Raw genomic sequence first — 13,216 nt, 5'->3', positions numbered from 1 at the left:
GGCTCGTTCATGCCCAGGCTGGTGAGCATCTTGAGCACCTCGACGGGCATGTCCAGCGCGCCGAAGGTGGTGACGGCGGGAAGCGCCGGGGTGATGGTGACGGGCAGGGCGAACTCGCCCTGCAGCGCGGCCGGCCGGCGGCCGGAACCGCCGGAGCGGTTGGGGGACTGCGAGCGGGAACGGCCGGTGAAACCGGCGGTGTTGTTGCCCGAGCCGGCGGAGCGGCTGCTGTAGCTGCCGCCACTGCCCGAGCCGCCGGTGCGGCTGCTGCGGGAGTAGGGGCTGTTCGAGCGCGTGGTGCGGTTCATGCGGAACCTTCCTCGAGGCGGCGCGTGTCGAGGAAGTCCCGGCGGCCGGCAGCCGCGCAAGGAATCGCAAGAAACGAACCGAAGCAAATGACGAATGCGGAGTCCGGCGGAAATATCCGCGCGGTGAACTCCGATGAAAACGGCGCCTACTGAGAAGTGGCGGCCGGAATACCGGACCGATGAGGTCCGTGTGGTGAATGGTGCCCGGGAGGTCCTACGGAGTCCGGGCAACGGCCAGGGCCCGCACCGTGAGGTGCGGGCCCTGGCTCAGCTCTTGTCAGCGTCAGGCGGGAACGATGTTCTCGGCCTGCGGGCCCTTCTGGCCCTGCGTGACGTCGAAGGAGACCTTCTGGCCTTCCTGGAGCTCACGGAAGCCCTGGGCGGCGATGTTCGAGTAGTGGGCGAAGACGTCAGCGCCGCCGCCGTCCTGCTCGATGAAGCCGAAGCCCTTTTCCGCGTTGAACCACTTCACGGTGCCAGTAGCCATGTCAAATCTCCTCTGATAGGGGGCACAGCCGGAACACGCACTTCACGTGTTCCGCGTCGCCGCAATGAGCCCATCCGGAGATGACCGGAAAAACAAAATGCACCTGAGGGATGTAACCGTCAGGTGCACACAAAGTTTCATGGGTACCACAACTGCAACTGAGATCTACGATAGCACGTGGCCCGCATCCATGGCGGATGCGGGCCTTCCGGCGGCGACCCGGGTGCGCGGCGCCCTTGTGGCACACCGCCGGAATGGGGTGTGAGACCCGCGTCACGTCCGCCGTGTGCCGCTCAGGAACAGGGCCGCGAGGACCGCTCCGGCCAGCGCGAGGGCCGCGTTCACCAGGACCGCGTTCCCGATGCCGTCCAGCACCGCGCCCGTGCCGGACGAGACGGTGATCCCGGCGGTGGCGATGGCGCTCATGACCGGGGCGCCCATGGTGATGCCGACCTGCTGGGTCATGGTGGCCAGCCCGGTCGCCATGCCCTGCTCGGCGTCGGGGTTGCCGGAGGTGGCGGTGACCATGAAGCCGACGATCACCAGCATGTTGCCGATCCCGCCGAGGAAGGTGCCCGCCAGCAGCAGCGCCATCCAGCCGCGGTCGTCGCCCAGCGCGACCAGCGCCACCGTCGCCACGGCCTGGACGACACCACCGGTCACGAGGGTGGCCCTGGTGCCGATCCGGCCGATCACCCGGGCCGCGACCAGACCGCCGGCGACGGTGCCCAGGCCCAGCACACCGAAGGAGAGACCCGCCGCCAGCGGGGAGAAGCCGAGCACTTTCTGCAGATAGAGGGTCATGAGGAAGACCAGCGAGGTCTCGGTGACGAAGGCGATGAGGCCCGCGACGTTGCCCCAGATCACGGTGCGGCGCCGCAGCATCGCCACCGGCACCAGAGGAGCGGACGCGCCCTTCTCGACGAGGTAGAACACGCCGAGCAGTACGGCGCCGGTCGCCAGGGAGACCAGAGCCACCGGGTCACCCCACCCCTTCTCCCCCGCGGTGGTCAGCCCGAGGACCAGGGCGAGCAGGCCGAGGGTGACCGCGATCGCGCCGGGTACGTCCAGCCGCGGGCGGACCGCCGGGCGGGTCTCCTTGATCACCAGCGGGGCCACGATCAGCACCGCGACGGCGACCGGCACGTTGACGAAGAACGCCCAGCGCCAGGAGAGCAGGTCGGTCAGTACACCGCCGAGGACCGCGCCGGCGGTGAAGCCGGCCGACATCAGGGCGCCGTTGAGACCGAGCGCCTTGTCGCGGAGCGGGCCCTCGGGAAAGGAAGAGGTCAGCAGCGACAGCCCGGCCGGGGTGACGGCCGCGGTCGCCAGCCCCTGGGCGACCCGGGCGGCCAGCAGCATGCCAGGGCTGACCGCCAGCCCGCCGACCAGCGAGGAGACCCCCAGCACCGCCAGCCCGGCGAGGAACAGCCGGCGGCGGCCGACGATGTCGGCGATCCGGCCGAACAACAGCGTGAACCCCGCGGCGGCCAGCGCGAACGACGTACCGATCCACTGCAGGTCCGTCAGCGGGAACCCGAGCCCCTGGCCGACCACCGGCAGCGCCACATTGAGAATCGAGAAGTCCACGGCCAGCATGAACTGCGCGACCAGCAGCACCACCAGGACCAGCCGCAGCCGGCCCGTCATCCGGTCGGGCACGGACTCCCGTACGGACCCGCCGGCCGGCGCCTCCACGCCGGCCGGCACCCCTTCGACAATCGCCATCGTCCCGTTCCCTCCGGATACCGGGCCCGCCGCACCGATCGTGCCGCGGGCTCCCGGAAGGAATACTTCGCCGCCCGGCGCGGCCGACCCAGCCCCCTGTACCGCGTACGCACGCGGCACGTACCAGCGCGGTTCCTACCACTGGCAGGGTCTGGACCGGCCGCCCCGGAGGCACGGCGAAGGGCCGGAACGGATCAGGAGACGGGCACCAGCTGCCACTGCTGGTTGCTGCCGCCGTTGGCCGGCCACTGGACGACCGGCGCCTGGTCGGCGGTGGACGCACCGCTGACGTCGGCGAGCTGGCCGCTGTCGCGGCCCTCCAGCGTGTAGTAGCCGCCACCGCTGGGGACGATCAGCCATTGCTGGTGGGCGCCCCCGTTGGACGTCCACAGGTCGAGTTGCGTCCCGGCGACCTTGGCGGCGCCCGGTACGTCGAGCGCTTTGCCGCTGGCCACTCCGGTGACGGTGTAGTAGCCGCCCGCGGCCGGAGTGATCTTCCACTGCTGGTTGCCGCCGCCGTTGCGGGTCCACTGGATGATGGGCGTGCCGTCGGCAGTGCCCTGCTCGGCCGCGTCGAGCGCCTTGCCACTGTTGCGGTTGACCAGCGTGTACGTACCCGACACGGCGGCCGGGGAGCCGGGCGTCACGCTGAGGTTGTCGAACTGGGCGGCCACGTACCCGGCGGTGCCGATACCGACCTGACCCGCCCCGTAGGAGTCGTCGGTGACGGAGCCGGCCTTCGTGCCGTCGATGGTCGCGGCGATGGTGCGGCCGGCGAAGGTGAGCGCGAGCCGGTGCCAGCTGCCGGTGCCGGGCGCGGCGACGGTGCCGGAGGCGAGGGTGGTGACCGCTCCGGTGGCGCTGTTGCGCAGGATGGACCAGGCCCCGGTGTTGGTGAGTTTGAGGTAGTAGGCGTTGATGCTGCCCGGGGAGAAGCCCTTCTGGGTGCCGACCCGGCCCATCAGCTGGACCGCGCCCGCCTGTTCGAGCATCGCGTCGGCCGACACGGTGTAGTCGGACCAGCTCAGGTCGCCGAGGGTCGCGTACGGGTCACTGCCGCTGTCCCAGGTGATGGGGGTCGTCGTGGCCATCTGCCGTACGCAGGTGCCCGTGCGGCCCGCGCCGCAGGCCGCGCCCTCGAAGGAGCCGTTCATGTCGGCCAGGTACCGGGCCTCGCCGCCGTGCCGGGTGGACTGGAAGTCGTCGGAGTAGGGCAGTGCGAGCAGCCCGCGGGTGGGTGAGGCGGCTGTTCCGGCGCCCTGTCCTGCAGTGGTGGTCACCGAGTACACCCGGCCCGGCTGCAGGGTCAGCTGGTAGGCGCCGTTGACGGGTGTGAGGTCGGCGGTGTGCACGAGGTAGTCGCTCTGCCGGCCGGAGGCGAAGTCGCTGGACCAGACGTGCACCGTGCCGCCGGGCAGTCCTCCGGCGGTCTTGAGGCTGACGGTCTGCGCGGCCGTGGCGTCGAGGGTCTCTATGACGGTGCTCCAGGCGGTCTTTCCCGGTGACTTGTAGCTGACATAGCTGCCGTTGGCCCGGTCGCCGCCCAGGTAGCCACTGCCGGAATCCAGGTACTGCCACCCCGGCTGGGTGAACTGGGTGGTGTGCGCGGTGGCCCAGGTGCTCTTTCCGACGCTGTACGTACCCGACCAGGGCTGGGTGGCGGTCAGCATGCCGTCGGTGTTGTACGGGAGGTTCTGGTAGAGCGCGGCGGCCAGCGGCCAGTTGATGAACGCGGAGAACTTGGCGTCCAGATAACCCCTGTTGATGGCACGGGCGATGGGCGCGCCACCGGTGTTGTAGTCCTCCGAACCGTTCTCGCTCGCCCACAGCTGCTTTCCGGTCGCCAGGGCGTCTGAGGTGGTGGAGCAGGACGTCATGGCGGACATGTAGCCGCAGGGGTAGTGCGCGCCGACGATGTCCACGGAGGCGGCGAAGGCCGCGTCGCCGCGGATGTCCCCGGCGACCGACCAGTCGGAGTCCGCGCCGACGATCTTCGTCGATCCGTATCCCTTCGCGGCGAGGGTCGCGTGCAGATTCTCGTACCAGGCCTTGTTGTAGCCGCGCTCGTTCCAGCCGCCCAGGTAGTCGATCCGGAGTCCGTGCTGGGTGGCGCAGCCCATCCAGGCGATCAGGTAGTCGATCATGTCCTGGGACCAGAAGTTGCCGTTGCCGATCCAGCCGGGCGCGCCCCAGGCGAGGCCGTACAGCTTCACCGCGGGGTTGCGGGCCTTGGCCTGTTCCATCAGCCACCACTCGTACCCGGTACCGCAGTCGACGGTGCCGCGGGTGTGCTCATGGCTGGGCTCGGCGCCGTCGGTGGAGTTGGTGTCGCCGCCGATCTCGACCTTGAAGATCTGCAGCGCCGCGCCGTAGCCGGGCTTGAACAGGTAGTCCAGGATCTGGCCGCGCTGCGGCTCCGGATAGTCCGCCAGCAGCCGCGAGTTGCCTCCGCCGCCGCTGATCGCTCCGACTCCGTCGAAGATCCGGCCGGCGGAGTTCCCGTCGACGGCGATCGCGGTGTTCACCGCCGCGTGGGCGGGCGGGGCCTGCAGGACGGCGAAGGCCGCCATGACGAGCACGAGCAGTACGGTCAGGGGCGTTCGCAGGGTTTGTAAGGTGCGCGGGTGCGCTACGGCGCGCTGTTGCGGTACGGCGTGCGGGCTTCGCATACGCGGGGCTCCTTCTTCGCGGCCGGACAGAGACGGCCGTTGGGGTTTGTGGAGAAGGGTTGCGAAAAGCGAACAGAAGACAACTCAGTCCACCGCCATCGGACGGTAAGACCGTGACCGTGTCCCGTCAACAGTTCGGACAACAGCGGATGCGTCCCCCGAACGGGGGTATACGGCCCGGAGAGACGCCAGTACCGCACACCCGGCGGTTAACCTGGCGCCTTCCTGATGTACAGCGCCACCGACACCGACAGGGAGGACGAAGATCATGCCCGGCACCACCAGCGGCCCGAGCCAGTCCACCGACAGTCCGCAGCAGAAGCCCTCGCCCGTGCCCGTCCAGCGCTCCGACTCCGCCCAGTCGGCGCACCGCCGCTTCATGCAGCGCTCGAAGTGGTAGGACGCGGCGCTCCGCGCTGACCCGCGCCCCGCACCCTCGGCCGCGCCCCTGGCCGCGCCCCGGCGAACGGTCAGATGTGATCAGGCAATGACCAATCGCGACCCTTCCTGAAAACGGAAGGGCAACTTCCTTACGCCATCGTTCACTTCCGCCGGCGCATGTCGCGTCCGGAAGCAGACTCGCTAGCTTTGCCACGACTCCGGTCCGCGGAAACAGCGGTACGGGTCGCAGAAAGCGAGGGGCGATGCCTGTCTGGGATGAGGTCCATCCCGCCACGATCTCCGTGCAACGCATGCGAGCCGGCGACCACTGCTTCGTCAGCTACGGCGACGACGAGTCGAACTGGGATGTGCTGACCACCTTCGCCTGGACGGGGCTGGCCCGCGGCGAGAAGGTGATGGTCTTCGCCGCTCCCCAGGTGAGCGATGACGAGGTGTGGTCCCGGCTGGAGGCCGACAGCCCTTCGATGGCCCGGGTCAGAGCCCGCGGCCAGCTGGTGCTCACCAGCATGCGGTCGCTGATCCGCCCCGACGTCGGCTTCACCCCCGAGCGGCAATGGCAGCGGATCCGCGAGGAGACCGCCCTCTCGGGCCGGCAGGGGTACACCGGGCTGCGCACCTTCATCGACATGCACTGGGTGCCGGACCTGGACGCCGACATCGACGTGATGATGCATCGCGAGTCCCACGCCGGGCACCTGTTCACCGACGGCTCCTACAGCGAGATCTGCGCGTACGACCGCCGCTGGTTCGACGAGGACGTCCTGGCGCGGATGTGCCGGGCACACCCCGTCAATCTGCTCACCCGGCTCGGCGAACTGCGAGCGGTGCACGGGGACGGCTCGCTGCGGCTGATCGGCGAGGCGGACCTCGCCACCGGCGAGCAGTTCGGTGCCGCCGTCGGCGAGGCGCTCACGCGCACCGCGGACGCCCGCAAACTCGTCGTGGATCTGACGCAGTTGAGCTTCCTCAGCGTCCGGTGCGCCGACGACCTCCTCCGGCTGGTTCGCGCCGCCGACGGCCACGACCGCGTCGAGGTCCGCTGCGAGAGCGGCCAGCTCCGCGTACTGCGCGCGCTGGGCGAGCACGGCTCGGCCCGGCTGGTGCTGACCGGGATGGGGCGCCGATGCTGACCGACCCGGCCGGCGGCCGTGCCGGCGAACCGGCGGAGTGCCTGCTGAAGGTGGCGTTCACCGGGGAGGACCTGCCACGGCTGCGGGTCCTCATCGAGCAGCGCGCGTCCCTGGCGGGGCTGTCGGAACCGCGCCGCGGCGAGTTCGTCCTCGCCATGGACGCGCTCGCCTCGAACGTGGTGGAGCACGCCGGCGGGGACGGCGCCCTGGCGCTGACCAGGGTCGGCGACGAACTGGAGTGCCGCATCAGCGATTCCGGTCCCGGCTTCTCCGAGGACGTCATCCCCGAGCTGGCGCCCGGGATCAACGGCGGCCCGGCCGGCCGCGGGCTGTGGCTCACCCGCCTGCTCGCCGACCGGCTGGTGATCGCCGCGGCCTCCCCCGGCGCTGTCGTGACCTTCGCGATGCGACTGGCCTGAGCAAGAACCGGCTGTCGCATCGCGGCACGGCCGGCGGTGGCTACAGGGCCGCTGCGGCCGGCTCCAGCGCCAGCTCGCGGACCACGCCCATGTCGCTGAACGGAAGCAGCTCGTCACCGATGATCTGGAACGGCTCGCTGCCCTTGCCCGCGACGAGCACGACGTCGTCGGGACCGGCGACGGACAGCGCGTAGCGGATCGCGTCCCGGCGGTCGGTGATCCGCTGGAACGGGATCCCGGTGTGGACCAGGCCGGGGGCGATCTGGTCAAGGATCCCCTCGGGGTCCTCGTAGCGCGGGTTGTCCGAGGTGAGGACGCACAGGTCGGAGAGCTCGCCGGCGATGGTGCCCATGGCGACGCGCTTGGTGATGTCCCGGTCGCCGCCGCAGCCGAAGACGGTGATGACCCGGCCGGCCGCGAAGCTGCGGATGGTGGTGAGGACCTTCTCCAGCGAGTCCGGGGAGTGCGCGTAGTCCACGATCACGCAGGAGCCCTGCGGGGTGGTGTAGCGCTCGAAGCGGCCGGGGGTGGGCGGCATCCGGTCGAGAGCGCTGACGAGGCCCTGCAGGTCGTGGCCGAGCAGATGGCACGCCGCCAGGGTGGCCAGCGCGTTCGCCACCGAGAAGCGGCCGGGGACCGGGATCGCGGCCGGGTACTTGCGGCCGGCGTGGTGCAGCGTGAAGCGGCTGCCCGCCGCGTCCACGACCAGGTCGGTGGCACGGTAGTCCGCCGGGGCGTCCAGGGCGTACGTGGTCACCGTGTCCGGCATCAGCGCGATGATCTCGGCGCTGACCGGGTCGTCGGCGTTGACCACCGCACGCCGGCACAGCCCCTGGAACAGCCGCATCTTGGCGTTCTTGTAGTGCTCCATCGTGCCGTGGTCGTCCAGGTGGTCCTGGGTCAGGTTGGTGAAGACGCCGACGTCGATGAACACGCCCTCGACCCGGCGCTGCAGCAGCCCCATCGAGGTCGCCTCCAGCACCACGCTGGGCGTCCGGCGGTCACGCATGTGGCCGAGCAGGTACTGCAGGTCCGGTGCCTCCGGGGTGGTCAGCACCGACCTCGGCATCGGGATCGACTCGTCGCCGATCCGGCTGCCCGAGGTGCCGATGACGCCGACCTTCACGCCCTCGGCGATCCGCAGGACCGCCTCGACCATGTACGAGACCGAGGTCTTGCCGTTGGTGCCGGTGATCGCCACGACGTCCATCGCGCGGCCGGGCTCACCGTAGTAGCGCGACGCGACGACCGCGGCCAGCGCGCGGATGTCGGTCACCCGGACCACGCAGACCGCCGCGGGCAGGCCCGCGAGGTGCGGGGCGTCGCCCTCGGCCAGTACCGCGACCGCGCCCAGCTCCAGCGCCCGCCCGATCAGCTCGGGGCCGCCGTCCTCGTGGCCCGGTACGGCGATGTACAGCGAGCCGGCCGTCACCCGGTGGGCGTCGAAGCTCATTCCCGCGGTGATCGGCGTCGCCGGGTCGCCCTGGAGTACGTGGTGGTCGTGACCGTCGAGCAGTGCACTGAGTTTCACAACTATCCCCTCGGAAGCGGCCGGTGGTGCACTGCGGGTGGCCCGGCCTGTCGGCAGGGGTGAGGGCAAACCGGATACCGCGATGATGACCATGACCCGGCGTCCCGGCACCGGTCGTCCGGTACCCGGCTGCCGGGGATCGTGCTGTCGGCCGGGTGCGGACCCGCTCCGGCGCAGTGCGGTGCACATGCGACGCGGAAGCCGGGGCACCGGCGGTGGTACGCGTGAAGGCGAGCGGTCCCCACAGGGGGCGATCTGCGTGCGGACCGAAGGGCCGGATCGGCCGAGGACCGCTACCTGTCACTGCGCAACAACTGCGGCGTGCGTCCGGACCGGCTCAGGACCCGTTCCGGGGTCGGCCGAGTTCCGGGCGGCAGCACTCTCTGGTCTGGCCGCAGACGGTTGGATACAGGTGGTGCATACAGGTGGCCGGGCGGAGCAGGGGCCTGCCCGACACCTCTTCAGTGTACGTCCGACCCTGCCACCTGCGGCCATGGTGCCAAATGCTGACATTTCGCCATGTCGAAACTCCCTGGCCGCGTTGCGGCGGGACCGTCCTCCACCGGCCCTCAGCGGCCGACCGCGGTCAGGTCCACACACCAGTCGTTGCACCGGATCGGGTTCCCGGGCGGGTACTCGAAGTCGCAGACGGAGACCAGGGTGAAACCGGCCTTGCGGCAGATCGCGTTCGAGGCGGGGTGGTCGACGGACGGGTACGCGTGCAGGGACCCGTGCGTGTGCCGGGCCGCGGCGTCGGCGATGGCCGCGGTCGCGGCCGCCACCGCGATCCCCCGGCCCTGGTACCCCGGCAGCACACCCCAGCCGGTCTCGTACACCGTCTCGCCCTGCCAGACCCGGTCCCAGTACCCGATGGTGCCGACCGTCACGCCCTCCGGGAGCAGGACGACGCTGAACATCCGTCCCGTTCTGGCGCCTTCGATGTCCAGGTAGCGCTGATGGCGTACGAGCAGCTTCTCCTCAGGTTCCGGGCCGCCCAGGTGCTCCGTCATCTCCGGGGAGTTCGTCAGCCGCAGCAGCTCCAGATCCCGCTCCGCCCAGGTCTCGAGCCGCACCTGCGCCGTGCCGGCCGCGTCGCGCCGTTCGGACATCGCGCCGTTTCCTCTCCTCGGATCCTGGGCCGTCACACGCCCGCCCGGTGCTCCTGCGGCCGGATGCCGCGGACCCGCTTGAAGGCGGTGCTCAGGGCGAACGCGCTTCCGTAGCCTACTTTTCTGGCCACCGAGCCGACCGTGGCATCGGGCTCCCGCAGCAGGTCGGCGGCGAGCGACAGCCGCCATGCGGTGAGGTACGCCATCGGCGGCTCGCCGACGAGTTCGGTGAACCGCCGGGCGAGCGCGGCACGCGACACCCCGGTCTTCGCCGCGAGCGTGGCCACCGACCAAGGGTGCGCCGGGTGGTCGTGGAGCAGCCGCAGCGCCTGGCCCACCACCGGATCGGCCAACGCCACGTACCAGGTGGGCGCTTCGGCCTCCGGCCGGGCGAACCACGCTCTGACGAGGGCGATCAGCAACAGGTCCAGCAGCCGGTCGAGGAAGACCTCCTGGCCCGGCTCGTCGCGGACGATCTCCTCGCCGAGCAGCGCGACGAGCGGGCAGTCCCAGGAGTCGGCGGGCATCACGAGGAGCGTGGGCAGCGCTTCCAGCAGCCGCCGGCTGATCTCGCCGTCCATCGCATAGGTGCCGGTGAACATCATCGTCGCGCCGTCCGGGCGGTTGCCCCAGGTACGAACCCCCAAGTCCATGGTCTCGCACAGCTCGTCGCCCTCCGTGGAGGTGGAGAGCTGCCCGGGGTGGATCACGATCCGCGGCGGTGTGTCCGGAGTATCGGCGACGGTGTACGGGGCAGGGCCGCGGACAACGGCGATGTCGCCGGGGCGCAGACACACCGCGGCACCGTGCTCGGGCAGCACCCACGCCTCGCCGCGCACCAGGGAGATCAGGGTCAGCGGAGCGCGGTCCTCGATCCGCAGCGACCACGGCGGGTCGAGGACCGACCGCATCAGGAATGCGCCACGGGCCCGGGGCCCGTCCAGGAGACCGGCGAGTGCGTCCATGTCTTTCAGCCTAGACGTCCGGGTGGACGCACGCGTATGGAGTTGAGGCTCTGCATCATGGCCGGTCCTGGCTGTTACGGCTTGACTGTCCTCATGACCGATCAGCCGCACGGCGGCCCGGCGGTCCGCTGAGGGAGGTTTCGACGATGGACGAGTTCCGCACGGTCGCACTGGTGGGCGCCACGATCACCACCGGGTTGATCGCGGGCCTGTACTACGGCTTCGCCTGCGCCGTCATGCCCGGTCTGCGCAGGGCCGACGACCGGACGTTCGTCGACGCCATGCAGTGGATCAACGTCCGTATCCTCAACGGCTGGTTCGCCCTCGGCTTCGGCGGGTCACTGGTGCTCACCCTGCTGGCCGGGGCGCTGCACCTGCCCGGGGACGCCCCGGACGGTCCGCTGCCCTGGATCGGCGCCGCTGCCGTCCTGTACGTGCTGACGCTGGTCTCCACGTTCGCGGTCAACATCCCGCTCAACGACGAGCTCGCCGCGGCCGGCGACCCGGGGTCGGCAGGCACCTCCGCTCTCGCCGCGGTCCGTGAGCGCTTCGAGACGCGGTGGGTCCGCTGGAACCTCTTCCGCGCGGTGGCCGCCACGGGCGCGCTCGGCTGTCTGATCTGGGCGCTGGTGCTCTACGGGCGGGCCACGCCGTAGGTCCTGTCGCACCGACGGGCCCGGCGGAAGGCTCTCCACCGGGCCCTCCCCCAGCTACCGCTGGGAGGTGCCCCAGTCGTTCCCGTCAGGGAATCCAGTAGTTGCCGGAGACGACGATCATCGACTGGAGCTGCACACTGCCGCCGTAGTAGAGCGAGGCGTCAATGGGCGTGCCGGCCAGCTTGTTCCACAGGGCGTCGAGCCAGGCCTGGGAACCGGGGTCGGTCAGGGCGGCGACCGCGAACGGTGCGGTGAAGGCCATGTCGTGGCCGCTGTCGAACGTCGATCCGTTCAGGTGGTAGCCGGTCACGATGCTGGCGGGGTTGCCGCCGGTCCTGGTCTTGATCCAGGCGTTGAGCTTGCGGGCCGAGGCGAGGGACGCCGGGTCACCGCTGGTGACGGCGTCGGTCGCCACCCGCCAGGGGTCACGGCAGGCGTTCCATCCGAAGTCCCCGTCGTTGGGGCTTTCGAGCACCTCTCCCGCGGCGGGCTTGGGGGTGGTGTTGGTGTTGACGACGAAGTCGGCGAGCAGTCCGGTACTGGGCGCGTAGCTCGCCTGCTGCTGGGTGATCAGGTTCTGGTGGGCGGTGCGGATGGTGTCCCAGGCGCTGTCGCCGGTCGCGGTCCTGAAGGCGCGGAAGTGGTCGATCAGCCAGTCGGAGGACCGGGTGATCCAGTGGTGGGACTCCCCGGAGCCGCTCCAGTCGCCGAGCAGCATCAGGTGAGTGGTGGAGTTGACCTCACTGGCCTTGATGGCGTTGATGTGCTGGACCGCGAGGTTCTTGTAGTTGTAGGTGCCGGTGCTTCCCCACTGCCGGTCGGCGAGCAGCAGGCCGTACGCGACGTCGAGATCGCCGTCGGTCGCGGAGTCCGAGCCGTCGACGCTCTTGCAGGAGCTGTCCTGTTCGGCGGCGAGCAGGTTGGGGTTGTTCACCGACGGGTGCGCGAGCATGAACTTCACCAGGCCGTCGAAGACGGTCTTGGCATTGGTGTCGGCGCCCGCCATCAGCGCGGTGACGACCATGCCGTAGCCCTGGCCCTCGGCGACGTACGGGTGGTCAGCGTCGGGCGAGATGACCTCGTACCAGCCGTTGCCGCAGTTGTGCTTGACGAAGGCGGCCTTCCACTGGTTGTAGGTGGTGACGACCGCCTGGTCGATGGTGCTCTGCGCGCCCGAGGGCTTGAGGGTGCCCGCGGTGTACGGGAACTGGTGGCTGCCGAACGGCACGGTGGGTCCACCGCCGCCGCCTCCGCCCTGGGGGTTCGCGTCGAGGTAGTCGAGGTTGGGCCCGCCGTTGGCGGTGGTCGCGGTGGCGCGGATCTTGTTGCTGCCGGCCAGCAGCGTCGCTGTGAGGGTCTTGGTCTGCCAGGTGTCCCAGGAGCCGGTGCCCGCGAAGGAGACCCCGGACGCGACGGTCGTGCCGTTCACCGCGATGTCCATGGGGCGGTTGACCGTGGTGCCGTTGGCGAAGCCGAGGACGAGGGTGCCGCTGCCCGCGGCGGCCGCGGTCACGGTGAACTCCACGGAGGAGCCGGCGATGTTGGTGTAGTCGACGAAGCCGGTGCCGGAGAACCCGGTGTGGTTGGTGGCGACGGAGGACTGCGACAGTGTCGCGTTCTCGGCCTCGTAGCGGGTGGTGGCCGCCTGGGCTTGCGGTACCTCGGCGGCCAGCGGCAACAGCAGGCCGAGCGATGCGGTCAGGGTCAGACCGAGGAGTCTTCGGGGGATGGGGATGCGCACGTGGGGACCTTCCCTCAGGACAGCGGGACGGGACGCGGGACACGGTTAGGAAAGTTTCCTAACCAAGAATG

At 70.3% G+C, this 13,216-nt stretch carries 11 protein-coding genes and 1 pseudogene; 4 read left to right on the top strand and 8 right to left on the bottom strand.

Annotated elements, in window-relative coordinates; genetic code table 11:
• From O3W51_RS34830 to O3W51_RS34815, 4 genes and pseudogenes are all read right to left on the bottom strand, one after another.
• A pseudogene (locus O3W51_RS34830) lies at positions 1-308 on the bottom strand (DEAD/DEAH box helicase); the annotation flags it as partial.
• Positions 309-591: 283 nt separating this feature from the next.
• Positions 592-795, bottom strand: a complete 204-nt coding sequence (locus O3W51_RS34825) for a cold-shock protein (RefSeq protein ID WP_034275260.1) — start codon at positions 793-795, stop codon at positions 592-594.
• 273 nt (positions 796-1,068) lie between these two features.
• Positions 1,069-2,523 (bottom strand): MFS transporter, encoded by a 1,455-nt coding sequence (locus O3W51_RS34820; RefSeq protein WP_138355247.1) that lies wholly within the window; start codon positions 2,521-2,523, stop codon positions 1,069-1,071.
• A gap of 194 nt (positions 2,524-2,717) precedes the next feature.
• Complete coding sequence (locus tag O3W51_RS34815) at positions 2,718-5,192, bottom strand: RICIN domain-containing protein (protein WP_138355246.1); 2,475 nt, start codon at positions 5,190-5,192, stop codon at positions 2,718-2,720.
• 268 nt (positions 5,193-5,460) lie between these two features.
• Between O3W51_RS34815 and O3W51_RS34810 the strand changes: the two genes are divergently transcribed.
• From O3W51_RS34810 to O3W51_RS34800, 3 genes are all read left to right on the top strand, one after another.
• The gene (locus tag O3W51_RS34810) at positions 5,461-5,592 is read left to right on the top strand and encodes a hypothetical protein (RefSeq protein ID WP_269288301.1); all 132 of its coding nucleotides are present in this window, start codon (positions 5,461-5,463) and stop codon (positions 5,590-5,592) included.
• Between the two features lie 292 nt (positions 5,593-5,884).
• On the top strand, positions 5,885-6,724 hold the full coding sequence (locus O3W51_RS34805) for an MEDS domain-containing protein (RefSeq protein WP_232485124.1): 840 nt from the start codon (positions 5,885-5,887) through the stop codon (positions 6,722-6,724).
• Positions 6,718-7,143, top strand: a complete 426-nt coding sequence (locus tag O3W51_RS34800) for an ATP-binding protein (RefSeq protein WP_138355244.1) — start codon at positions 6,718-6,720, stop codon at positions 7,141-7,143. Before O3W51_RS34805 ends, O3W51_RS34800 begins: the two co-directional genes overlap by 7 nt.
• A 40-nt stretch (positions 7,144-7,183) precedes the next feature.
• Here the strand turns inward: O3W51_RS34800 and O3W51_RS34795 are convergent, their stop codons facing one another.
• The 3 genes from O3W51_RS34795 to O3W51_RS34785 form a co-directional block, all read right to left on the bottom strand.
• Complete coding sequence (locus O3W51_RS34795; protein ID WP_138355243.1) at positions 7,184-8,674, bottom strand: UDP-N-acetylmuramoyl-L-alanyl-D-glutamate--2,6-diaminopimelate ligase; 1,491 nt, start codon at positions 8,672-8,674, stop codon at positions 7,184-7,186.
• A gap of 569 nt (positions 8,675-9,243) precedes the next feature.
• Entirely contained in the window at positions 9,244-9,783 is a 540-nt protein-coding gene (locus O3W51_RS34790) for a GNAT family N-acetyltransferase (RefSeq protein WP_269288300.1), read from the bottom strand.
• 32 nt (positions 9,784-9,815) lie between these two features.
• The gene (locus tag O3W51_RS34785) at positions 9,816-10,748 is read right to left on the bottom strand and encodes an AraC family transcriptional regulator (RefSeq protein ID WP_269288299.1); all 933 of its coding nucleotides are present in this window, start codon (positions 10,746-10,748) and stop codon (positions 9,816-9,818) included.
• A gap of 146 nt (positions 10,749-10,894) precedes the next feature.
• Between O3W51_RS34785 and O3W51_RS34780 the strand changes: the two genes are divergently transcribed.
• A complete protein-coding gene (locus tag O3W51_RS34780) occupies positions 10,895-11,404 on the top strand; it encodes an anthrone oxygenase family protein (protein WP_269288298.1) in 510 nt (169 codons plus the stop codon).
• Positions 11,405-11,489: 85 nt separating this feature from the next.
• Here the strand turns inward: O3W51_RS34780 and O3W51_RS34775 are convergent, their stop codons facing one another.
• Positions 11,490-13,145 carry a glycosyl hydrolase family 8 gene (locus O3W51_RS34775; RefSeq protein WP_269288297.1) on the bottom strand — a complete coding sequence of 552 codons (1,656 nt, stop codon included), beginning with the start codon at positions 13,143-13,145 and terminating at the stop codon, positions 11,490-11,492.
• Between the last annotated feature and the right edge of the window lie 71 nt (positions 13,146-13,216).

Origin of the sequence: Streptomyces sp. H39-C1 (genome assembly GCF_027158125.1) — a bacterium.
Classification (GTDB): Bacteria; Actinomycetota; Actinomycetes; order Streptomycetales; family Streptomycetaceae; genus Actinacidiphila; species Actinacidiphila fildesensis.
This window is presented reverse-complemented; position numbering and strand designations above follow the sequence as displayed.

Bases quoted from the DNA above. Each gene is read 5' to 3' on its own strand.
- O3W51_RS34825 (WP_034275260.1), bottom strand. From the start codon at position 795: ATGGCTACTGGCACCGTGAAGTGGTTCAACGCGGAAAAGGGCTTCGGC.
- O3W51_RS34820 (WP_138355247.1), bottom strand. From the start codon at position 2,523: ATGGCGATTGTCGAAGGGGTGCCGGCCGGCGTGGAGGCGCCGGCCGGC.
- O3W51_RS34815 (WP_138355246.1), bottom strand. From the start codon at position 5,192: ATGCGAAGCCCGCACGCCGTACCGCAACAGCGCGCCGTAGCGCACCCG.
- O3W51_RS34810 (WP_269288301.1), top strand. From the start codon at position 5,461: ATGCCCGGCACCACCAGCGGCCCGAGCCAGTCCACCGACAGTCCGCAG.
- O3W51_RS34805 (WP_232485124.1), top strand. From the start codon at position 5,885: ATGCGAGCCGGCGACCACTGCTTCGTCAGCTACGGCGACGACGAGTCG.
- O3W51_RS34800 (WP_138355244.1), top strand. From the start codon at position 6,718: ATGCTGACCGACCCGGCCGGCGGCCGTGCCGGCGAACCGGCGGAGTGC.
- O3W51_RS34790 (WP_269288300.1), bottom strand. From the start codon at position 9,783: ATGTCCGAACGGCGCGACGCGGCCGGCACGGCGCAGGTGCGGCTCGAG.
- O3W51_RS34785 (WP_269288299.1), bottom strand. From the start codon at position 10,748: ATGGACGCACTCGCCGGTCTCCTGGACGGGCCCCGGGCCCGTGGCGCA.
- O3W51_RS34780 (WP_269288298.1), top strand. From the start codon at position 10,895: ATGGACGAGTTCCGCACGGTCGCACTGGTGGGCGCCACGATCACCACC.